Source organism: Aquicoccus sp. SU-CL01552, from assembly GCF_040365005.1.
GTDB lineage: Bacteria > Pseudomonadota > Alphaproteobacteria > Rhodobacterales > Rhodobacteraceae > Antarcticimicrobium.
Genome location: NZ_BAABWV010000007.1, coordinates 77,905 through 99,229 on the forward strand (window position 1 = coordinate 77,905; position 21,325 = coordinate 99,229).

Here is a 21,325-nt window from a genome sequence, read left to right on the forward strand (position 1 = left end):
CGTCGGTCTCAATATGCCATCAATCGCGTGATTGGTTCGGCAAGAAGGCTTCGAGGAATTCATGCGCAAGAAGGTAACGAAGGCGATTTTTCCGGTCGCGGGTCTTGGAACGCGGTTTCTGCCGGCGACGAAATCGGTTCCCAAGGAGATCATGACGCTGGTGGACCGCCCGCTGGTGCAATACGCGATCGACGAGGCGCGGGAGGCGGGGATCAAGGAATTCATCTTCGTGACCTCGCGCGGCAAATCGGCACTGGAGGATTACTTCGACCACGCGCCGATGCTGGAACAGCAGCTCAAGAAAAAGGGAAAGGATGCGCTGCTGGCCGAGTTGAGGGCGAGCAACATGGATTCGGGCGAAATCGCCTACGTGCGCCAGCACAAGGCGCTGGGGCTGGGCCACGCGGTCTGGTGCGCGCGGCGGCTGATCGCCAACGAGCCCTTCGCGGTGATCCTGCCCGACGACGTGATCGCGGCCGAGAAACCCTGCCTGGGCCAGATGATCGAGGCCTACGAGGAAACCGGCGGCAACATGGTGGCCGCGATGGAGGTGCCGCCGGAGAAGGCGAGTGCCTATGGCGTGCTGGACGTGGCCGAGGACATGGGCCAGGTGGTGCGGGCGCGCGGCATGGTGGAAAAGCCCGAGCCGGGCACGGCGCCGTCGAACCTGGCGGTGATCGGGCGTTACGTTCTGGGGCCCTCGGTGCTGCGCAACCTGAACCGGATGCGCACCGGCACGGGCGGCGAGATCCAGCTGACCGACGCGATCGCCGAGGACTTGGCCAATGACGTGCCGGTCTATGGCTACCGGTTCCGCGGCCAACGCTTCGACTGCGGCTCCAAGGCGGGGTTCCTGCAGGCGACGGTGGCCTTCGCGCTGGCCCGCGACGACCTGCGCGAGGAGCTGTCGCGCTACCTCGCCGAGGTGGTCGAGATCGACCGCGCCGCACAATAAACTGGACAGGTGGACCCGCAAGGGTGTTGGGCCTTGGGCGCGCGCGCGTTAGGCTGACCCGAGGGATCACCTTTCGCCCGGAGCGCGCATCATTCCGATCAGCAGACCAGAGACCTCGTCGGCGCGGCTGCTCGACGTCACCCGGCTGATCCGCCGGGCGGGGCGGCAGCCGACCGGGATCGACCGGGTAGAGCGGGCCTATCTGGATCATCTGTCCCGCGATGCGGTGCCGCTGTTCGGGCTGGCCCGAAGTGCCTGGGGCTATATCCTGCTGGATGCGCAAGGGCTGGCGGGGATCGCCGCACGGCTGGACGGCGCGGTGCCCTGGGGGCGGCCGGATCTGCTGTCGCGCCTGGTGCGCCGGATGTCCCCGCAGTTGCGCCGGGCCGAGAGCGATCTGCGCAGGCTTGCCCTTGCCCGCTGCCGGCCGACCGGGCTGGCGCGGATGCTGGCACGGCACCTGCCGGCAGGCTTCGCCGCGCTCAACGTGGGTCATACCAACCTGAGCGCGCGCAGCCTGCGCGGGCTGCGCCGGGGCGGGGCGGCGCGCATCGCGGTTCTGATCCACGACGTGATCCCGTTGGAGTTCCCGCAGTACCAGCGGCCCGGCACGCCGGAAGTTTTCCGTGCCAAGCTGAAACGTGTCCGCGCCCACGCCGACCTGATCCTCTACAACTCCGAGGACACCCGCGTCCGGACCGAGGCGCGGATGCGCGACTGGGGGCCGGTGCCGGCGGGCGTGGTGGCGCATCTGGGCGTGGAACTGGCCGCGCCGGGCGCGCTGCCGGAGGGGATTGATCCGGATCGTCCGTATTTCGTGGTGCTGGGCACGATCGAGCCGCGCAAGGGGCATGATCTGCTGCTGGATGTCTGGGACGCGATGGGCGCGGAGGCGCCCGGGCTGGTCATTTGCGGCGCCCGGGGCTGGAACAACCGGGCGGTGTTCGACCGGCTGGACCGCCTTCCCCCCGGCGGGCCGGTGCGCGAGATGCCGGGGCTGGACGACGGGCAGATCGCTGCCCTTCTCAGCCAGTCGCGCGGGCTGTTGTTTCCCAGCCGGGCCGAGGGCTATGGGCTGCCGCCGATCGAGGCGGCGGCGCTTGGCGTGCCGGTGGCAAGCGCAGATTTACCCTCGGTCCGCGAAATCCTTGGGAACATTCCAGTTTACGTGAAAGAATCGGATCGGTATCAATGGCATGACGCCATCAAGACCCTCGCAGAGGGCCCGGGGCGTCCGCGTGAGGCAGCAAGTGATGCAGAATTCGTCCCGCCGAGTTGGGAGGAGCACTTCAACATCGTCTTAAGGTTAACCTGATAGGCGCTGGACCGGGTGATCTGCAAATGGGTGAAAAGGGCGAGATTTGGGCGTATGGCAGACATATCGCCTGCGGATGCAGCGGAAACGCTGGCTGATCCGCGCGGTCCGAAAGCGGCGTGAACTCTCGCCCGTCGCCAATCGCACGGCCGCGATCCGTCGCGACGATATCCTGTTGTTCTGCACCCAGCGCAACGAACGCAAACGGTTGCCCTATTTCCTCAAGTACTACCGTGATCTTGGCGTCAACCACTTCCTGATCGTCGACAACGACAGCACTGACGGATCGGCAGAATACCTGCGCGAACAGGAGGACGTGTCGCTCTGGCACACGGCCGCCGGGTACAAGCGGGCCCGCTTCGGGGTGGACTGGCTGAACTGGCTGCAACGAAAATACGGCCACCGCCACTGGTGCCTGACAGTCGATCCGGACGAGTTTCTGATCTACCCCTTCTGCGACACCCGGCCGTTGCGTGCGCTGACCGACTGGCTTGACGCCTCGTCGATCAAGTCGTTCTCGGCGATGCTGCTGGACATGTATCCCAAGGGGCGGCTCGATGCGCAGCCCTACAAGGAGGGGCAGGATCCGTTCGAGATCGCCCGCTGGTTCGACAGCGGCAATTACACCCTGAAAAAGAACAAACGCTATGGCAACCTGTGGATCCAGGGCGGGCCGCGCAGCCGGGTGTTCTTTCCCGACCGCCCGGCCAAGGCGCCGGCGCTGAACAAGATCCCGCTGGTCAAATGGGATCGCAAGTATGCCTACGTCAGCTCGACCCACATGCTGCTGCCGCGCGGGCTGAACCAGACCTATGACGAATGGGGCGGCGAAAAGGCCAGCGGCATGTTGCTGCACGCGAAATTCCTCGACACCTTCTCGGCCAAGGCGGCAGAAGAGCTTGATCGCAAACAGCATTACGCGGCCTCGGTCGAATACCGCGCCTATGCCGACAGCCTCAAGGATGACCCGGACCTCTGGTGCAAGTGGTCCGAGAAATACATCAACTGGCGCCAGCTCGAGATTCTGGGGCTGATGTCCAAGGGCAACTGGGCATGAGCGGCAGCGTCGGCATCGTGATGCTGGTGCACACCGCGCTGCATCGCGCCGAACAGGTGGCGCGGCACTGGCGCGCGGCCGGCTGCCCGGTGGTGATCCACGTCGATCAGAAGGTGGCGCGCCGCACCTACGAGCGGTTCTGCGCCGCGCTGTCCGAGGATTCCGGCATCCTGTTCAGCCCACGCCATCGCTGCGAATGGGGCACATGGGGGATCGTGGCGGCGACCCAGGCGGCGGCGGGCCTGATGCTGGAGCGGTTCGCGGGGGTGCGGCACGTCTACCTCGCCTCCGGGTCCTGCCTGCCGCTGCGCCCGGTGCCGGAACTGGTCGATTACCTCGCCGCCCGACCGCGCACCGATTTCATCGAGAGCGCGACCACCGCCGATGTCCCCTGGACGGTCGGCGGGCTGGACGTGGAGCGTTTCACCCTGCGCTTTCCCTTCTCGTGGAAACGGCAGCGGCGGCTGTTCGACGCCTATGTCGATTTCCAGCGCCGTACCGGGTACAAGCGGCGCATTCCCGCCGGGCTTGTCCCGCACATGGGCAGCCAGTGGTGGTGCCTGACCCGTCAGACCTTGTCGGCGATCCTCGAGGATCCTCAACGCAAGACATATGAACGGTATTTTCGCCGGGTCTGGATCCCCGACGAGAGCTATTTCCAGACCCTGGCGCGGAAGTATTCCACCAGTATCGAAAGCCGCTCTCTCACCCTGTCGAAGTTCGATTTCCAGGGCAAACCGCATATCTTCTACGACGATCACCTGCAGTTGCTGCGCCGGTCCGACTGTTTCGTCGCGCGCAAGATCTGGCCGCGCGCCGACCGCCTCTACAAGGCATTCCTGACCGATGCCGCCGGGGCGATGAAACGGACCGAACCGAACCCGGGCAAGATCGACCGCATCTTTGCCAAGGCGGTCGAGCGGCGTACGCGCGGGCGGTCAGGGCTCTACATGCAAAGCCGCTTTCCCAATCCGGGCTGGGAAAACGGGCTGACCGCCACCCCCTATTCGGTGTTCCAGGGCTTTGCCGAGCTGTTCGAGAACTTCGAGGCCTGGCTGGCCCGGACCACCGGCGCCCGGGTGCATGGCCATCTTTTCGCGCCGGACCGGGTCGAGTACGCTGGCGGGCAAGGGGTGATCAACGGCGCGCTCAGCGACAGCGCCGCGCAGCGCGATTACGAACCGGCCGCTTTTCTTACCAACCTGATCTGGAACACCCGGGGGGAACGGCAGTGTTTCCAGTTCGGCCCGCGCGACAATCAAAAGATCAACTGGACCATCACCCGGGATCCGAATGCGCAGATCTCGGTCATCACCGGCGCCTGGGCGGTGCCGCTGTTCCGCTCGAACCGCAATTTCGCCGACCTGCGCAAGGAGGCGGCGAAACTCCAGCGGATCGAGAACAAGCAGCTCGACATTCTGCGCGCGGCCCAGGCCAAGGCGCGGATCCGGATCTGGAACATGGCCGAGTTCGTCGAGGCCCCGATGGAGCCGCTTCAGACCATATTGGGCGAGCTTGGCTCGGCCGCGCCGCGCCACCTGAACGAGGCGCCCAAGATGGTCGACCTGACCGGCTTCGGGCAGTTCCTGCAGAATCTCAAGAACCAGGGGATGCACCCCTATCTGATGGGGGATTTCCCGGTGAATCACGACCCGGTCAACCAGGGCCAGCCGGCCCGCAAACCCTATCTGGTGCGGTGAGCAGGCATGGCTGATTTCGATTACTTCGTGGTCTTCGCCGAGATGCGCACCGGCTCCAACTTCCTGGAAACCAACCTCAATGCGCTGGATGGGGTGACCTGCCACGGCGAGGCGTTCAATCCCCATTTCATCGGCTATCCCAACCGCAGCGAAATGCTGGGCATCAGCCGCGAGGCGCGCGACGAGGATCCGCAGGCGCTGATCGCCGCCGTGCGCGACGATGCGGGCGGGATGGGTGGCTTCCGCTATTTCCACGATCACGACCCGCGCGTGCTGGATACGATGCTGGACGATCCGCGCTGTGCCAAGATCGTGCTCACCCGCAACCCGCTCGACAGCTATGTCTCGTGGAAGATCGCCCAGGCCACCGGCCAGTGGAAACTGACCGACGTGAAGCGGCGCAAGGCCGCCCAGGCACGTTTCGACGCCGAAGAATTCGCTGCGCATGTCGAGGCGCTGCAGGGGTTCCAGCGCCTGCTGCTGCATCGGCTCCAGTCCAGCGGGCAGACCGCCTTTTACATCGCCTACGAGGATCTGCACGACCTGTCGGTGATGAACGGGTTGGCCCAGTGGCTGGGGGTGGCGGCGCGTCTCGATCAGATCGACCAGAGCCTCAAGCCGCAGAACCCGATCCCGATGACCGAAAAGGTCTCGAACCCCCAAGAGATGACGGCGGCACTGGCCGGGCTGGATCGGTTCAACCTGACCCGCACCCCCAATTTCGAACCGCGCCGGGGTCCGGCGGTGCCGACCTATCTTGCCGCGGTCGAGACTCCGCTGCTCTATATGCCGGTGCGTGGCGGCCCGGAAGAGGCGGTGATCCAATGGCTTGCCACGCTCGACGGCATCGACCCCGAGGCGCTGCCACGCAAGATGACGCAAAAGGACCTGCGCCAGTGGAAGCGCCGCCATCCCGGCCACCGCAGCTTTACCGTGCTGCGCCATCCGGTGGCCCGGGCGCATCACGTGTTCTGCACCCGCATCCTCGACGACGGGCCGGGCAGTTTCCGCCAGATCCGCGACACGCTGCGCCGCAAGTTCAAGCTGCCGATCCCGAAGTCCGCCCCCGGGGATGGCTACGACGCCGAGGCGCATCGCGCCGCCTTTCTCGGGTTTCTCGATTTCATCAAGATGAACCTTGCCGGGCAGACCGCGATCCGCGTCGACGGGGCCTGGGGCACCCAGGCCCAGACCCTGTCGGGCTTTGCCGATTTCGCCCTGCCTGACCTGGTGCTGCGCGAGGATGAGATGGCGACACTTTTGCCCGAGATGGCCCGCCGGGTCGGCCACGCCGCGCCACCCGCGCCCCTAGGGGACGATACCGCCGGGCCGGTTGCCTTGGCAGAGATCTATGACGCCGCGCTGGAAGAGCGCGTCGCCGACATCTACCAGCGTGATTACATGATGTTCGGGTTCGGAGCCTGGCGCGCGGATTGACGCACGCCAGAGCGGCGGATCAGGCCGCGACCGGCTGCGCCTCGGTCAGCATGGTGTAGAGCGTGGCCGCGTCCGGATTGGCCCGCAGCTTGGCACAAAGCGCGGCATCGCGCAGGGTGCGCGACACCAGCGCCAGCGCCTTCAGGTGTTCGACCCCGCTGTCTTCCGGGGCAAACAGGGAAAAGGCGATGTCGATCGGCTGACGGTCCACCGCGCCGAAGTCGATGGGTTTTTCCAGCATCAGAAAGATGCCCACCACATCGTCCAGCCCCGGCATCCGCGCATGGGGCAGGGCAACGCCATGGCCCACACCGGTTGGGCCAAGGCTTTCGCGTTCGAGCAGCGCCTCGACGGTGTCCTGGGAGTCGAGGCCATAGGCACTCTGCGCCACGTCTCCGATCTCCTGGAACAGGCGTTTCTTGCTGGACGCGGCGGAAAATACCTTTACCGCCTCGGGCTTGAGGATGCTCGCTAGTGCCATCAGTGACTGCTCCGCTCCAGCGCCACGCGGCGCCTCTCGCTGTTATCCGTCCATCTGCGGGTCGATCCAGCCGATATTGCCGTCTTCACGGCGATACACGACATTGACCCCCTTTTTCTTCTCGTTGCGGAAAACCAGCACCGGTGCGCCCGCCAGCTCCATCTGCATCACGGCCTCGCCAACGCTGAGAGAGGGGATCTGGGTCTCCATCTCGGCAACGATGATCGGCTGCAGGGTTTCGGGCTCGGAATCGTCGGCCTGTTCTTCCGCGGCGAGGATATACGAGGACGCACCGAAGAGTTCAACCGGTTCCGACCGGTCGCGATAATGGTCCTTCAGCCGACGCTTGTACCGCCGCAACTGCTTCTCCATCTTGTCGCGGCAGGCATCGAAGGCGGCATAGATTTCATTCGCACGCGCCTTGGCCGTGGCGTTCAACCCGGTCGACAGGTGCACCGTGGCCTCGCAGACGTATTCATGCGCGTTGCGGGAAAAGATGACGTTGGCATCGGTCGGACGCTCGGCGTATTTCTTGACCGCCTCGTTCAGTTCCGACTTGACGTGGGTCTGAAGGGCCGTGCCGATGTCGATCTGTTTGCCGCTGATCTGATAGCGCATGTGCTCTCCTTTTCATTTTCTCACCCGGCCTGTTCCGGTCGTCCGGCCTGTGTCATCGGCGGGTGGTGGGGAATGGCACCGCCGCGGAAAGTGCACGGTCAGGCCCTGTCAGAAAGGCCGGATCGGAAACTGCATCGAACTGCATGCGTGCCATGCCCCATTTGAGGCGAGTTGCGGGGCAAGAGTCAACGGATCGCGTCACAGATAAGCGGAAAATCGGGTCGCATCCTCTGCCCATATCGGCTGTCAGGAGATCCGAAAACTCTCGCCCAGGTAGACGCGGCGTACGTTTTCGTTTTCCACCACCTCGCCCGGCGTGCCCGACATCAGCACCTGGCCATCATGCAGGATATAGGCGCGATCGACGATCTCCAGCGTCTCGCGCACGTTGTGATCGGTGATCAGCACCCCGATTCCGCGTTTCTTGAGGTCGGCGACAAGGTGTCGGATGTCGCCCACGCTGATCGGATCGACCCCGGCAAAGGGTTCGTCGAGCAGCAGGTACTTGGGATCGGCCGCCAGGCAGCGGGCAATCTCGACGCGGCGACGCTCGCCGCCCGACAGCGCCAGTGCCGGTGCCCGGCGCAGGTGTTCGATCGAGAAATCCGACAGCAACTCTTCCAACCGCTCCCGCCGCGAATGCGGGTCCCGTTCGGAGATCTCCAGCACCGCGAGGATGTTGTCCTCGACACTCAAGCCGCGAAAGATCGACATTTCCTGCGGCAGATAGCCGATCCCCATCTTGGCTCGCCGGTACATCGGCAGGTTCGTCACCACCTGCCCGTCCAGCGTGACACTCCCCGCCTCGGGAAAGACCAGCCCGGCGATGGCATAGAAACTGGTGGTCTTGCCCGATCCGTTCGGCCCCAGCAGCGCCACCACTTCGCCCCGGTCCAGGGTCATCGACACGTCGCGAATCACCACCCGCTTTCGGTACGACTTGCGCACCCGTTCCACGCGCAGGCCCAGGTTGCCCTCGGTTACGGTCAGCTCCGGTGTTGTCATCAGTCTTCGCCGTCCGCTTTCTGGCCCGGGTTCAGGATCGTCTTGACCCGCCCGGCCATCTCGGCGGTGCCCGTGGTCAGGTTGACCACCATGCGGTTCGAACTCAGTACGCTCGGCCCCTGGGTCAGAAGAACGCTGCCCGTCATCACGATCACGCCGCTGTCGATGCTGTACTCGGCGCGGTCGGATTCGGCAGCGTCCGGACCGTTGACCAGCACGACGCCGCCGGTCGCCTCCAGCCGGGCGATGCGGCTGGCCTCGTTGTCATAGATCACGAACATGCGGTCGGCGGTCATCCGCATCGCGCCCTGGATCACCAGCACCTCGCCGGTGAACTCGGCCGATCCATCGGCCTGGTTCACGTTCAGGCTGTCGGCAGTCACCTCGACCGGCTGGTTGGGGTCGGTCGGGGCCGTGCCAAAGGCCACGCGGGTGTCCTGCGCCAGAACCGGACCGGTTCCGAGGCAAACGAGAAGCCAGAGGAAAAAGGCTCGAAAATAAGGCAAACTCTATTCCTCCGGCGTTTTGCCGGGATCGTATACCAGCTTCACGCCATTTTTGAACAGCATATGCATTGGTTCTCCCGGGTTTTTCGCACCGATCTCCATCCGGCCGGCGGTTAGCGTACCCACCGGCCCGGTTGCGCGCACCTCTCCCGGGGTGCTTGCATGGAAATCGCCGATGGTGGCGTCCAGCCGGTCGGTCAACACGACATAGCCGGTGCTGGTGGCAATCTCCACCGCGCCGGAAAAGCTGGCCGTGTCGGTGACGGCGTCGATCGTGCCGGTCTGCGACCGCAGCGCGATCTGCCCGCCCCGGGCCAGTTTCAGGCGTGCGTTCAGGTCTTCGGCCTCGGCGAGCCCGCCGCCAACCGCCGCGCGGGCAAGCCGCGCCTCGACGGTGATCTCGTCGCCGTCATCGGTGGTGCTGGAATAGAACGGTGCGGTCACTTGCTGTCCGCGTACGCGTTCCTCCACCTCGTGTTGGGCAAAGGGCAGGGTCGCGGTGGGATCGACGCTGCGCGACAGCAGGAACAGCGTCGACAACAGCGCGACCGCCGCCAGCGGCAGGATGACCTTCAGATAGGCGACAAAACGCGAATGGCTGTCCATCCTGCGCACCGGATCAACCCAGCCCCGCCCGCAGGCAGTCGTGGATGTGCAACAGGCCCTGCACGACCGGCGGCCCGTCGGGATCGACCACGAACAGGCAGGTGATCTTGCGCGCGTTCATCAGGCCCAGCGCCTCTTCGGCCAGTGCGTCGGGGCCGATGGTGGTGGGGTTCGCCGTCATCACCTCGGCGGCCCGAAGCGACAACAACCCGTCCATGTGGCGCCGCAGGTCGCCGTCGGTGATGATGCCGGTTAGGGCGCCGCCCTCCCCGGTCACGCCGGCCACGCCAAAGCCCTTGTGGCTGATCTCGAGCAGCGTGTCGCTCATCGGGGCGCCGGCGGGAACGGTGGGCAGCGCGTCGCCGGTGTGCATCAGGTCGCGCACCTTGCTCAGCCGTGCACCCAGCTTGCCGCCGGGGTGAAACTCGCGGAAATGCGCAGGGGTGAACTGGCGATGCTCCATCAGCGCCACCGCCAGCGCATCGCCCAAGGCCAGCGTCATCGTGGTCGAGGTGGTGGGCACCACGCCGGTGTTGCAGGCCTCTTCCACCTGCGGCAGCACCAGCGCCACGTCGGATTGCCGCAACAGGGTCGAGTCCGCCCGGCTCGCCACCCCGATCAGCGGGATCGAGAAGCGGCGGGTATAGGCCACGAGGTCGGCCAGTTCCGGCGTCTCGCCCGAGTTCGACAGCACCAGCGCCACATCGCCCCGTGCCATCATGCCCAGGTCGCCGTGGCTGGCCTCGGCCGGGTGGACGAATTGCGCCGGCGTGCCGGTGCTGGCCAGCGTTGCCGCGATCTTGCGCGCGATATGGCCCGATTTTCCCATGCCGCTGACAACCACGCGCCCGCTGGCCTTGAGCAGCGTCTCGACCGCGCTGTCGAAATCGCCGTTCAGCCCCCCGGCCAGTTGCCGCAGCCCCTCGGCCTCGGTCTCGATGACCCGGCGGGCGATATCCTGGAACCGGCTCATGAATGGGCGAAGATGTCGATCTCGGGCCAGCCTTCGAGGTCGAGTTTCGCCCGCGTCGGCAGGAAGTCGAAACAGGATTGCGCCAACTCGCTGCGCCCCTCTCGCGCCAGCCGCTTGTTCAGTTCCTCGCGCAGCCGGTGCAGGTACAGCACGTCCGAGGCCGCGTAATCGAGCTGTGCGCGGGTCAGCGTCTCGGCGCCCCAGTCGCTCATCTGTTGCTGCTTGGAGATATCCACCCCGATCAGTTCCGAGGTCAGGTTTTTCAGCCCGTGGCGGTCGGTATAGGTCCGCACCAGCCGGCTGGCGATCTTGGTGCAATAAACCGGCGCGGCCAGCGCGCCAAAGGCGTTGTACATCGCGGCGATGTCGAAACGGCCGAAATGGAACAGTTTCAGCACATCGGGGTCTTCCAGCATCCGGCACAGGTTCGGCGCCTGGGTCTGGCCCTTGGCCACCTGCACGATATGCGCCTCGCCGTCGCCGCCGGACATCTGGATCACGCACAGCCGGTCGCGATGCGGGTTCAGCCCCATCGTCTCGCAGTCGATGGCGACCACGGGGCCAAGGTCAAGCCCGTCGGGCAGGTCGTTCTGGTAAAGTTGGTTCGCCACGTCCGGGGTCCTCGCTGCTTTCCGCGTCGTTCGGCCAATGGGGCCGAGATAGGCGCTTTGGCCGGCAAACTCAACTGCGATGCCGGGCCCTTGCACCGCCGCCCGCGTCGCGCGATCCTGCCGCGATGCCCGCATCGTCGGGCCTGATCTCAGATGCGGAGCCCGCGCCCTGACCCCGACCGACATTTCTCCCCCCGCCGAGCTGATCGCGCGGCTGCGCCGGGGCGGCCACCTGGCCGCCGACCCGGCCCCCGTGCCGCTCGAGGGGGGGCGCATCAACCGGGTCTGGCGGCTGCGCGGCGTTTTGTACGATCTGGTCCTCAAACTCTACGATCCGGAGGGCGCGACCCCGCTGTTCGCCAACGATCCGCTGCGCGAGGCGGCCTGCCTGTCGGCCCTTGCCGACAGCGGGTTGGCGCCTGTGCCTTTGACCGGCGACGCGCAGGCGGAGCGGCCCTGGATCCTCTATCGCCACCTACCGGGGAAGGGTTGGACGGAAGGGGTCGAGGCGGTCGCGTGCGTCCTGGCCCGTGTGCATGATCATGCGCCGCTGGACGAGTTGCCCACCGCCCCGGACGGCAGCGCCGAGATCACGCGCCAAACCCTTGAGATCCTGTCGCTTTGCCGCTCGGCCGACGTGGAGGAGCTGCGCCGCTGCCAGCCGCGCGGCGATGTTGTCGCCTCCGGCCTGCGGCGGCTTGTGCATGGCGATCCGGTGCCCGGCAATATCGTTGTGCAGGGGGGCCGCGCCGCCCTGATCGACTGGCAATGCCCGGCGCTGGGCGATCCGGCGGGGGACCTGGCGATTTTCACCTCGCCGGCAATGCAGCGGATCTATCGCGGCACCCCCTTGAGCGCGGCGGAAAACGACGCGTTTCTAGGGGCTTACCCGGACCCGACCACGGTGGAACGCTTCCACGCGCTGCGGCCGTGGTATCACTGGCGCATGGCGGCCTATTGCCTGTACCAGGCCGAACGCGGGCGCGCGGACTACGCCGAAGGACTCACGTTGGAGCGCGCGGCGCTTCCGCGTCACGCCTCGGCGCGGAAATCGGTTCGCCCGATCGAGACATAGGCCGAAAAGCCCGCCCGCTTCGCATCCTGCGCCGAATAGATGTTGCGCAGATCGGCCAGTGCCGGGGTCGCCATCTTCTTTGCCAGCCGCTTCAGGTCCAGCGCGCGGAACTCGTTCCACTCGGTCAGGATCACCAGAGCGTCGGCGTTCTGCGCCGCCTTGTAGGCATCCTCGACCCAATGCACCCCGGGCAGCAGCTCCTCGCCCTCGCGCCGGCCTTGCGGGTCGACAACCCGCACGCGTGCGCCGGCGCCAATCAAAGCGGGGATGACCGTCAGGCTGGGGGCCTCGCGCATGTCGTCGGTGTTGGGCTTGAAGGTCACGCCCAGCACCGCCACGGTCTTGCCGGCAAGATGCCCGTCCATCATGTCGGTGATCTTCTCGATCATCCGGCGGCGGGTCTCGTCATTGACCTTGATGACCGTCTCGGTGATCTGCATCGGCACCGCGTGATCCTGTCCGATCCGGGCCAGCGCCTTGGTATCCTTGGGAAAACACGATCCGCCATAGCCGGGGCCGGCGTGCAGGAACTTGTTGCCGATGCGCCCGTCCAGGCCCATCCCCTTGCTCACCTGCTTGATGTCGGCGCCGACCCGTTCGCAAAGCGCGGCGATCTCGTTGATGAAGGTGATCTTGGTCGCCAGAAAGGCATTGGCGGCGTATTTGATCATCTCCGCGCTTTCCAGATCAGTGGTGATGATCGGAAACTCGCGCAGGTAAAGCGGGCGGTAGATCTCGGACATGAGGTCGGCGGCGCGGTCGTTCTGCACGCCGACGATCACGCGGTCGGGCTTCATGAAATCCTCGATCGCCGCGCCCTCGCGCAGGAATTCGGGGTTCGAGGCGACGTCGAACTCGGCGCTCGGGTTGGCCTTGGCGATGGTTCGTTTGACCTGCCGGTTGGTGCCCACCGGAACCGTGGATTTGGTCACCACCACCGCATACCCGGTCAGCGCCTGGGCAATCTCTTCGGCTGCCGCCATCACATAGGACAGGTCCGCATGGCCGTCGCCGCGCCGAGTGGGGGTGCCGACCGCGATGAACACCGCTTCGGCCCCGTCCACCGCCGCCGACAGATCGGTGCTGAAGGTCAGGCGCCCGGCTTCGACGTTCTTCTCGATAAGCGCGTCGAGTCCGGGTTCATAGATCGGAACCTCGCCGCGCTCCAGCATGGCGATCTTGTCGGGGTTCTTGTCGACGCAGACCACGTCGTGTCCGAAGTCCGAGAAACACACACCAGAGACCAGCCCGACATAGCCCGTCCCGATCATCGCAATTTTCATAAGCCCGTCCTCAAACGCGGTTTTCCTCAGGGATGGGCGATCCGGCGCGACCTGTCAACCAAGGCAGGTGCGGGTCGGTCACAGATCGCCGAGCGCCATCGCCGCATAAAGGGGCGGCATCAACGCCCGCCTCGCCCGGCCCAACGGAAACCGCCGCATCGGGCGCTGCATCGGTTCGGGATAGGGCAACTCGGGTGTGCGGCCTTGCGCCAGGTCGGCCAGCAGACGCCCGGAATAGCTGCCCATCGCCACGCCATTGCCGTGATAGGCCAGCCCGGCAAACATCCCCGTCGTCCCCGGAACCGGCCCGGCGAAGGGCACGAGGTTGGCGGCCATGCAGACCATGCCGGACCACATGTAAGGGCTTTCCACCGTGCGCCAGGCGGGGAACATCCGCTCGAAATCGCGCCGCGTGCGCGCACGTGCGGCGGCCTCGGCGCGCGGTGAGGACATCATCCCGCCACGCATGCCGAACAGGAAACGTCGATCCGGCATCAGCCGGAAATAATGCAGCAGGTTGCGAGTGTCATAGGCCATCTGGTCCGAGGTCCAGCCCTGCGCGGCAAGCTCGTCGTCGCTCAGGGGTCGGGTGACCAGAACCGTCGATTGCGCCGGCATGTAGCGGCCAGCCAGCCAGCCGGGGACATCCTCGCTCGAATAACCATTGGTGCAGATCAGCACCGTTTCGGCGGTCAGGCTGCCCTGCGGCAGGGCAATCCGGTGCCCGCCGGCGATCTTCTCGATCCGGCCGGCCGGGCTTTTCTGATACAGGTCCGCGCCCGCCTGCGCGGCGGCGCGCGCCAGCCCCAGCACGTATTTGCGGGGGTTGAGGCCGAATCCCACCGGAACCGTCAACGCGCCGTGGAACGGCCCGGCCATGCCCTGCGCCGCAAGATCCGCCGCTTCGGTCAGCACCGCCCCCGGTTTGTCCTGCGCCGCGCGGCGCAACCGGTCCATCGCGCGCCGGCTGTGGGCCATCTGGGTTTCGCCGCGCGAATGGGTGTCGGCGTCGATTCCCAGCCGTGCCAGCAGACCGGCCACCAGGTCGACCGCCGCGACCTCGGCGGCGCGAAAGACCTGCGCCTGCTCGGCGCCGTACCGGGCGGTCAGGCCGGAACCCTCCATGAACGATCCGCCCAGGCAGCAGAACCCGCCGTTGCGCCCCGAGGCGCCCCAGCCGGGATATTCCGCGTCCAGTACCGCGACCGAGACGCCCGCCTCGGCCAGGTGCAGCGCGGCGGACAACCCGGTAAAGCCGCCGCCGATCACCGCGACATCGGCGCGCAGATCGCCCCGCGCCTCGGGCCAGTCGGGGCGCGTTTCGGTTTCATCCCACCAGCAGCCGTCGCGCGGCGCATCGGAATAGGCGAAGGTGCTGAAAATCCGTCTCATTGCGCGCGCGCCGCGTCCTGTTCGTCCTTCTGCTGGCGCACGAGGGAGCGTTTGGAAATCAGCGAGGCCGCGATCACGCCCACCGCGACGATGCTGATCATCACCGTCGAGAGCGCGTTGATCTCGGGGCTGACGCCCAGCCGGATCGAGGAAAAGATCTTGATCGGCAGCGTGGTCGCCGAGGGCCCCGAGGTGAAGGAGGCGATCACCAGGTCGTCCAGCGACAGGGTAAAGGCCAGCAGCCAGCCCGAGATCACCGCCGGCGCGATGATCGGCAGGGTGACCAGTCGGAAGGCCTGCGCCGGCGAACAGCCAAGGTCGAGCGCGGCCTCTTCCAGCGACTTGTCAAAGGTCACCAACCGCGAGGACACCACGACCGAGACATAGCACATCGAGAACGTGGTATGCGCCAGCACGATGGTCAGCACCCCGCGATCCAGTCCGATGCCGATGAACAAGAGCAGCAGCGACAGGCCGGTGATCACCTCGGGCATCACCAGCGGTGCATAGATCATGCCGGAAAACAGCGTCCGGCCAAGAAACCGCCTGCCACGCACCAGCACATAGGCGGCCATGGTGCCCAGCACCGTGGCGATGGAGGAGGAGAACACCGCGACCTTGAGCGTGACCCAGGCGGCGTCGAGAAACGCCTCGTTTCCAAGCAGTTCGCCGTACCACTTGGTCGAGAACCCGGCCCAGACGGTGACCAGCTTGCTGGCGTTGAAGCTGAAGATCACGAGGATCACCATCGGGATGTAGAGAAACGCGAAGCCCAGCGTCAGCGAGACCGTGTTGAACCAGCTCAACCTGTTCATTGTTCGGCCTCCGCCTGTTTCTGCTGGTTGCGCTGGAACAGCACGATCGGGATCACGAGGATCAGCAGCAGAACGATCGCCACGGCGCTGGCCACCGGCCAGTCGCGGTTCGAGAAAAACTCCTCCCACAGCACCTTGCCGATCATCAACGTGCCCGATCCGCCCAGCAGCGAGGGGATCACGAATTCGCCCAGCGCCGGGATGAAGACCAGGAAACTGCCCGCCGCGATCCCGTTGCGGGACAGCGGCACGGTGATCAGCCAAAAGGCCGAGAGCCGCGAACAGCCCAGGTCCTCGGCCGCCTCGATCAGCGATTCATCGAGCCGGTCCAGCGCGGCATAAATTGGCAGGATCATGAACGGCAGGTAGGTATAGACGATGCCGATGTAGACGGCGGTATTGGTGTTGAGGATGACCAGCGGTTCGTCGATGAGGCCCAGCCACATCAGGAACTGGTTCAGGAACCCCTCCTGGCTGAGGATGCCCATCCAGGAATAGACCCGGATCAGGAAGCTGGTCCAGAACGGCAGGATGATCAGCATCATCAGGGTCGGTCGCCATTCGCCCGGCGCGCGGGCCATCGCGTAGGCGATGGGATAGCCCACCGCCAGGGTGATCACCGTCGAGATCAGCGCGATCTGCAAGCTGCTGAGATAGGCCTTCCAATAGAGGTCGTCCTGGGTCAGCCAGGTGAAATTCTCGAAATCCAACCCCGAGAAGAACGCCTTGACCCCCACCCACCCGGCGGAGAAGTCGAGGGTGGGTGTATAGGGCGGGATCGCCAGCGCGATGTCGGAGAGCGAGATCTTGAAGACGATGACAAAGGGCACCAGGAACAGCGCCAGAAGCCAGAAATAGGGAACCGCGATCAAAAGGAACCGGCGCATCACGTCACCCCGCCAGAAGAACGCCGCCGGTGACCGTCCAGGACAGCCAGACGGGATCTTCCCAGGTGAAACTGCGGCGCGAGATGCGGCGCGTGTTGGCCGTCTGCGCCTTGATCACCGTGCCCGAGGGCAGCTCGACGTGATAGGTCGAGATGTTGCCCAGGTACGCGATGTCCAGAACCTTGCCCTGCACCGCGTTCACCGCGCCCTCGGGGCGGTCGGCGGAAATCGTCACCTTTTCCGGTCGGATCGCCAGCGCGCAGCTCTGGCCCGAGTCGAACCGGGTCGAAGAGGTCGCCTGCAGCGGCGTCTCGCCTTCGGCCCAGTCGATGGTATAGGTGTCGTCGGCGACCGGGGTCGCGCGCCCCTCGATGATGTTCACGTCGCCGATGAAATCCGCGACATAGATGTTGGCGGGCGATTCATAGATCCGGTCCGGTGTCGCCACCTGGATCAGCTGGCCCTCGTCCATCACCGCCACGCGGCTGGCGACGGTCATCGCCTCTTCCTGGTCGTGGGTGACGATGACAAAGGTGGTGCCGGTCTTTTCCTGGATGTCCATCAGCTCGAACTGGGTGTCCTGGCGCAGCTTCTTGTCGAGTGCGCCCAGCGGTTCGTCGAGCAACAGCAGTTTCGGCGCCTTGGCCAGGCTGCGCGCAAGCGCCACGCGCTGACGCTGACCGCCCGAGATCTGGTGCGGCTTGCGGCGGGCGAATTTCTCCAGCCGGGTCAGTTTCAGCATCTCGGCGACGCGGGCCTCGACCTCGGGTTTCGGCCGGTGGTCGCGGCGCAGGCCAAAGGCGATGTTGTCCCAGACGCTCAGGTGCGGAAACAGCGCGTAGGACTGGAACATCATGTTCACCGCGCGCTTGTTCGGGGGCACCCCGACGATATCCTTGCCGGACAGTTCGATGCGGCCCTCGGTGGGGGATTCGAACCCGCCCAGCATCCGCATCATCGTGGTCTTGCCGCAGCCCGACGGACCCAGCAGGGCAAAGAACTCCCGCTCGTAGATATCCAGCGAAAGGTTGTCGATGGCGGTGAAGGTGCCGAACCGTTTCGTCACGTTCTGAAAGCGGATCAGCGGTTTTGCCTCTGGGTCATCCCAAGGCGCGAAAACAGTGGATTGCAAGGTGGCCCCCGTTTGTCTGAGCGTCGTCGGGGCGGGCCGCAACCGGCCCGCCCGCGTAATCGGGGCTCAGGTGCCCGACTTGATCTTGGTCCACAGGCGGGTGACGACCCGCTGCACCTTGGCCGGATAGGGCGTGGTGGTGAACAGGTTTTCCAGCGTCGCCGCATCCGGATAGATCGCCGGATCGCCGATCACGTCCTCGACCAGGAACTCCTGGCTCGCCTTGTTGCCGTTGGCGTAATAGACATAGTTCGACGCCGCCGCCATGTTCTGCGGATCCATGATGAAATTCAGGAACTTGTGCGCGGCATCCGGGTTCGGCGCATCGACCGGGATCGCCATCTGGTCGAACCACATCTGCGCGCCTTCCTTGGGTGCGTGATAGGCGATCTCGACGCCGTTTTCGGCCTCGGCGGCACGGTCGCGCGCCTGCAGCACATCGCCCGACCACCCCACGGCAACGCAAATGTCACCATTGGCCAGGGCGTTGATGTATTCCGAGCTGTGGAACTTCTGGATATAGGGGCGAACGGCCATGTACACGGCCTCTGCCTTGGCAATCACGTCGGGATCGTGGCTGTCGGGGTTCTCGCCGATGTATTTCAGCGCGGCCGGGATCATTTCCCCCGGCGCATCGAGGAAATGCACGCCGCAGTCGGCCAGTTTTTCCATGTTGGTGGGATCGAAGACCAGTGACCAGCTGTCGATCGGGGCATCTTCACCCAAGGCTTCCTTCACCTTGCCGAGGTTCACGCCGATGCCGGTGGTGCCCCACATGTAGTTGATCGAATAGGCGTTGTCGGGGTCGTATTGCGCGGTGCGCTTTTCGACCACGTCCCACATGTTGACGTGGTTCGGCAGTCTCGCCATGTCCAGTTTCTGGAACGCCCCCGCCGAGATCTGGCGCTGCAGGAACGAGCCCGAGGGCACCACCACGTCATAGCCCGATCCGCCGGCCAGCATCTTGGTTTCCAGAACCTCGTTGCTGTCGAACACGTCATAGATCAGGTCGATGCCGGTCTCTTCCTCGAACTTGGTCAGAAGGTCCTCGTCGATATAGTCCGACCAGTTGTAGACGCGGACTTCCTCGGCCTGCGCGACGGTGGCGCCCAGCGCCAGAACCGCAGTCAGGCTCAGCGATTTGATTGTCATATCTATCTCCCTGTGAAGGAACGGGTTGATCCCGCATTTCTCGATTTGATCAAGTTTTGCCTTCTGCGGCAACAGGGGATATGTTTCCACGCAGCCTCTTTCAGCGCAAGCGAAGTCAACAGCATCAGGAACACTTCTTTGAATTTGATCAAAAAAACGGCGCAGAAAGCTCCGAAATCCGCCGCCGACCCCCCGGTTCATGAGCAGGTTTACCAGAAATTGCGGGCCCAGATCCTGTTCGGAGAGATGGCTCCGGGCCAGCCGGTGACCATCCAGGGGCTGACCGATTCGCTGGGCGCCGGCATGACTCCGGTGCGCGAGGCGATCCGGCGGCTGATCTCGGACGGGGCGCTGGTGTTCCAGGGCAATCGACGGGTCAGCGTGCCGGTGCTGTCCCCCGCGGATGCCGAACAGCTGATTTTCGTCCGGAAATCAATCGAGTCGGAACTGGCCCGCCGCGCCGCGCGCCATGTCACCCCCGCCCTGATCGCCGAGTTGGAGGCGATCGACGCGGCGCTGGATTCGGCCATCGCGACCGGCGATGTGAGTGGATACCTGCAGTGTAACTACCAGTTCCACACGGTGCTTTACGCCCAGGCGCAGGCCGCCGTTATGGCGGATTTCGCCGACCGTCTGTGGCTGCGCTTCGGGCCCTCGCTGCGGGTCGTGTGCGGCCGCTTCGGCACCCAGAACCTGCCGGACCGGCACAAGGACATGCTGGATGCGCTGCGCGCCGGCGATCCCGAGGCGACGGCCGAAGCGATGGCGCAGGACGTGGAACAGGGCATGGACATGGTCGATGCGGTGCTGTCGGAACAGGCGGAGAAATCCTGATTCGACCGACTTCGATTGACACGAAAAAATTTGATCATATTCTGGGCGAAACCACCGGAATCCCCCCTTGTTCAGGAGTCGCCCGATGTCTGCCATCACCAATCACATGCCGACCGCCGAGCTTCAGGCGCTCGATGTTGCCCACCACATGCACCCGTTCACCACTGGTGACGAGTTGGCCGAGAAGGGCCCCCGGGTGATCACCCGCGCCGAGGGCGTCTTTCTCACCGACAGCGAGGGGGTCGAGATCCTCGATGGCATGGCTGGGCTGTGGTGCGTCAACATCGGCTATGGCCGCGACGAACTGGCCGATGTGGCCGCGCGCCAGATGCGCGAGTTGCCCTATTACAACACCTTCTTCCAGACCACCCATGTGCCGGCCATCGCGCTGGCCAACAAGATCGCCGAACTGGCGCCGGGTGACCTGAACCACGTGTTCTTCGCCTCCGGCGGGTCCGAGGCGAATGACACCAACATCCGCATGGTGCGTACCTATTGGGATGCCAAGGGCAAGCCGGGCAAGAAAACCATCATCAGCCGCCACAATGCCTATCACGGGACCTCGATGGGCAGCGCCTCGCTGGGCGGCATGTCGGGAATGCACGCGCAGGGCGGCCTGCCGATCCCCGACATCCACCACATCAACCAGCCCGACTGGTGGGCCGAGGGCGGCGAGATGAGCCCCGAGGACTTCGGCCTTGCCCGCGCGCAGGAGCTGGAGCAGGCGATCCTCGATCTGGGCGAGGACCGCGTCGCCGCCTTCATCGCCGAGCCGGTGCAGGGTGCCGGCGGCGTGATCGTGGCGCCCGACAGCTATTGGCCCGAGATCCAGCGCATCTGCGACAAGTACGAGATCCTGCTGATCGTCGACGAGGTGATCTGCGGTTTCGGTCGCACCGGCAACTGGTTCGGTTGCCAGACCCTGAACATCCGCCCCGACATCATCACCATCGCCAAGGGGCTCAGCTCGGGCTATCAGCCGATCGGCGCCTCGGTGGTCAGCGACGAGGTCGCCAAGACCATCGACGGGGTGGAGTTCAACCACGGCTATACCTATTCCGGGCACCCGGTCGCCTCGGCGGTCGCGCTGGAAAACCTGCGGATTCTGCAGGAAGAGGGGATCGTCGACCGCGTGCGCGCCGAAACCGCCCCCTACCTCGCCGAGAAATGGCACGAGCTTGCCGATCACCCGCTCGTGGGCGAGACCAAGATCGTCGGCATGATGGCCTCACTGGCGCTGACGCCCGACAAGGCAACGCGGGCCAAGTTCGCCTCTGATGCCGGCACGGTCGGCTACATCTGCCGCGAGCGGTGCTTTGCCAACAACCTGATCATGCGCCACGTGGGCGACCGGATGGTGATCTCTCCGCCGCTGGTCATCACCAAGGAAGAGATTGACACCCTGATCGCCCGCGCGCGGACGGCGCTGGACGAATGCCATGCGCAGCTTCTGGAACAGGGTCTGATGAAAGCGGCCTCCTGAGGCCAGGG

General features: G+C 65.2%; 21 protein-coding genes. 8 read left to right on the forward strand and 13 right to left on the reverse strand.

Going from position 1 to position 21,325, the window contains the following annotated elements; translation table 11 throughout:
- Nucleotides 1–61: 61 nt before the first annotated feature.
- From galU to ABWV23_RS09940, 5 genes are all read left to right on the forward strand, one after another.
- The gene (gene galU / locus ABWV23_RS09920; protein ID WP_353347295.1) at nucleotides 62–955 is read left to right on the forward strand and encodes a UTP--glucose-1-phosphate uridylyltransferase GalU; all 894 of its coding nucleotides are present in this window, start codon (nucleotides 62–64) and stop codon (nucleotides 953–955) included.
- A gap of 226 nt (nucleotides 956–1,181) precedes the next feature.
- The gene (locus ABWV23_RS09925) at nucleotides 1,182–2,270 is read left to right on the forward strand and encodes a glycosyltransferase family 4 protein (RefSeq protein ID WP_353347296.1); all 1,089 of its coding nucleotides are present in this window, start codon (nucleotides 1,182–1,184) and stop codon (nucleotides 2,268–2,270) included.
- A gap of 76 nt (nucleotides 2,271–2,346) precedes the next feature.
- Nucleotides 2,347–3,327 carry a glycosyltransferase family 2 protein gene (locus ABWV23_RS09930; protein WP_353347297.1) on the forward strand — a complete coding sequence of 327 codons (981 nt, stop codon included), beginning with the start codon at nucleotides 2,347–2,349 and terminating at the stop codon, nucleotides 3,325–3,327.
- Nucleotides 3,324–5,027 (forward strand): DUF5927 domain-containing protein, encoded by a 1,704-nt coding sequence (locus ABWV23_RS09935; protein WP_353347298.1) that lies wholly within the window; start codon nucleotides 3,324–3,326, stop codon nucleotides 5,025–5,027. The genes ABWV23_RS09930 and ABWV23_RS09935 overlap by 4 nt, the downstream gene beginning before the upstream one ends.
- A 6-nt stretch (nucleotides 5,028–5,033) precedes the next feature.
- Entirely contained in the window at nucleotides 5,034–6,464 is a 1,431-nt protein-coding gene (locus tag ABWV23_RS09940; protein WP_353347299.1) for a nodulation protein NodH, read from the forward strand.
- Nucleotides 6,465–6,483: 19 nt separating this feature from the next.
- Here ABWV23_RS09940 and ABWV23_RS09945 read toward each other — a convergent pair whose 3' ends face one another.
- From ABWV23_RS09945 to ABWV23_RS09975, 7 genes are all read right to left on the reverse strand, one after another.
- Nucleotides 6,484–6,945 (reverse strand): PTS sugar transporter subunit IIA, encoded by a 462-nt coding sequence (locus ABWV23_RS09945; protein ID WP_353347300.1) that lies wholly within the window; start codon nucleotides 6,943–6,945, stop codon nucleotides 6,484–6,486.
- Between the two features lie 42 nt (nucleotides 6,946–6,987).
- On the reverse strand, nucleotides 6,988–7,563 hold the full coding sequence (hpf, locus tag ABWV23_RS09950) for a ribosome hibernation-promoting factor, HPF/YfiA family (protein ID WP_353347301.1): 576 nt from the start codon (nucleotides 7,561–7,563) through the stop codon (nucleotides 6,988–6,990).
- A 246-nt stretch (nucleotides 7,564–7,809) separates the two neighbouring features.
- Nucleotides 7,810–8,568 carry an LPS export ABC transporter ATP-binding protein gene (lptB, locus tag ABWV23_RS09955; RefSeq protein ID WP_353347302.1) on the reverse strand — a complete coding sequence of 253 codons (759 nt, stop codon included), beginning with the start codon at nucleotides 8,566–8,568 and terminating at the stop codon, nucleotides 7,810–7,812.
- On the reverse strand, nucleotides 8,568–9,074 hold the full coding sequence (locus ABWV23_RS09960; RefSeq protein WP_353347303.1) for an LptA/OstA family protein: 507 nt from the start codon (nucleotides 9,072–9,074) through the stop codon (nucleotides 8,568–8,570). The genes lptB and ABWV23_RS09960 overlap by 1 nt, the downstream gene beginning before the upstream one ends.
- A 3-nt stretch (nucleotides 9,075–9,077) precedes the next feature.
- Nucleotides 9,078–9,680, reverse strand: a complete 603-nt coding sequence (locus tag ABWV23_RS09965; protein ID WP_353347304.1) for a hypothetical protein — start codon at nucleotides 9,678–9,680, stop codon at nucleotides 9,078–9,080.
- A 13-nt stretch (nucleotides 9,681–9,693) separates the two neighbouring features.
- Entirely contained in the window at nucleotides 9,694–10,653 is a 960-nt protein-coding gene (locus tag ABWV23_RS09970; RefSeq protein ID WP_353347305.1) for a KpsF/GutQ family sugar-phosphate isomerase, read from the reverse strand.
- Nucleotides 10,650–11,264: a ribonuclease D gene (locus ABWV23_RS09975; protein ID WP_353347306.1), complete on the reverse strand. Its 615-nt coding sequence runs from the start codon at nucleotides 11,262–11,264 to the stop codon at nucleotides 10,650–10,652. Before ABWV23_RS09975 ends, ABWV23_RS09970 begins: the two co-directional genes overlap by 4 nt.
- A gap of 79 nt (nucleotides 11,265–11,343) precedes the next feature.
- On the opposite strand from ABWV23_RS09975, the gene ABWV23_RS09980 reads away from it, so the two are divergent.
- The gene (locus ABWV23_RS09980) at nucleotides 11,344–12,339 is read left to right on the forward strand and encodes a phosphotransferase family protein (protein WP_353347307.1); all 996 of its coding nucleotides are present in this window, start codon (nucleotides 11,344–11,346) and stop codon (nucleotides 12,337–12,339) included.
- On the opposite strand, the gene ABWV23_RS09985 is transcribed toward ABWV23_RS09980, so the two are convergent.
- The 6 genes from ABWV23_RS09985 to ABWV23_RS10010 form a co-directional block, all read right to left on the reverse strand.
- Nucleotides 12,297–13,622: a UDP-glucose dehydrogenase family protein gene (locus tag ABWV23_RS09985; RefSeq protein ID WP_353347308.1), complete on the reverse strand. Its 1,326-nt coding sequence runs from the start codon at nucleotides 13,620–13,622 to the stop codon at nucleotides 12,297–12,299. The two genes, ABWV23_RS09980 and ABWV23_RS09985, sit on opposite strands and share 43 nt — an antisense overlap.
- 78 nt (nucleotides 13,623–13,700) lie before the next feature.
- Nucleotides 13,701–15,014, reverse strand: a complete 1,314-nt coding sequence (locus ABWV23_RS09990; RefSeq protein WP_353347309.1) for an NAD(P)/FAD-dependent oxidoreductase — start codon at nucleotides 15,012–15,014, stop codon at nucleotides 13,701–13,703.
- Nucleotides 15,011–15,829, reverse strand: coding sequence for an ABC transporter permease (locus ABWV23_RS09995; protein WP_353347310.1), 819 nt, complete (start codon nucleotides 15,827–15,829; stop codon nucleotides 15,011–15,013). Before ABWV23_RS09995 ends, ABWV23_RS09990 begins: the two co-directional genes overlap by 4 nt.
- Entirely contained in the window at nucleotides 15,826–16,716 is an 891-nt protein-coding gene (locus ABWV23_RS10000) for an ABC transporter permease subunit (RefSeq protein ID WP_353347311.1), read from the reverse strand. Before ABWV23_RS10000 ends, ABWV23_RS09995 begins: the two co-directional genes overlap by 4 nt.
- 4 nt (nucleotides 16,717–16,720) lie before the next feature.
- Complete coding sequence (locus tag ABWV23_RS10005; protein WP_353347312.1) at nucleotides 16,721–17,848, reverse strand: ABC transporter ATP-binding protein; 1,128 nt, start codon at nucleotides 17,846–17,848, stop codon at nucleotides 16,721–16,723.
- Nucleotides 17,849–17,914: 66 nt separating this feature from the next.
- A complete protein-coding gene (locus ABWV23_RS10010; RefSeq protein ID WP_353347313.1) occupies nucleotides 17,915–19,000 on the reverse strand; it encodes a polyamine ABC transporter substrate-binding protein in 1,086 nt (361 codons plus the stop codon).
- Nucleotides 19,001–19,138: 138 nt separating this feature from the next.
- Here ABWV23_RS10010 and ABWV23_RS10015 point away from each other — a divergent pair, with 138 nt between their 5' ends.
- Entirely contained in the window at nucleotides 19,139–19,834 is a 696-nt protein-coding gene (locus tag ABWV23_RS10015) for a GntR family transcriptional regulator (protein ID WP_353347314.1), read from the forward strand.
- A gap of 85 nt (nucleotides 19,835–19,919) precedes the next feature.
- Nucleotides 19,920–21,317, forward strand: coding sequence for an aspartate aminotransferase family protein (locus ABWV23_RS10020; RefSeq protein WP_353347315.1), 1,398 nt, complete (start codon nucleotides 19,920–19,922; stop codon nucleotides 21,315–21,317).
- The last annotated feature ends 8 nt before the right edge of the window (nucleotides 21,318–21,325 follow it).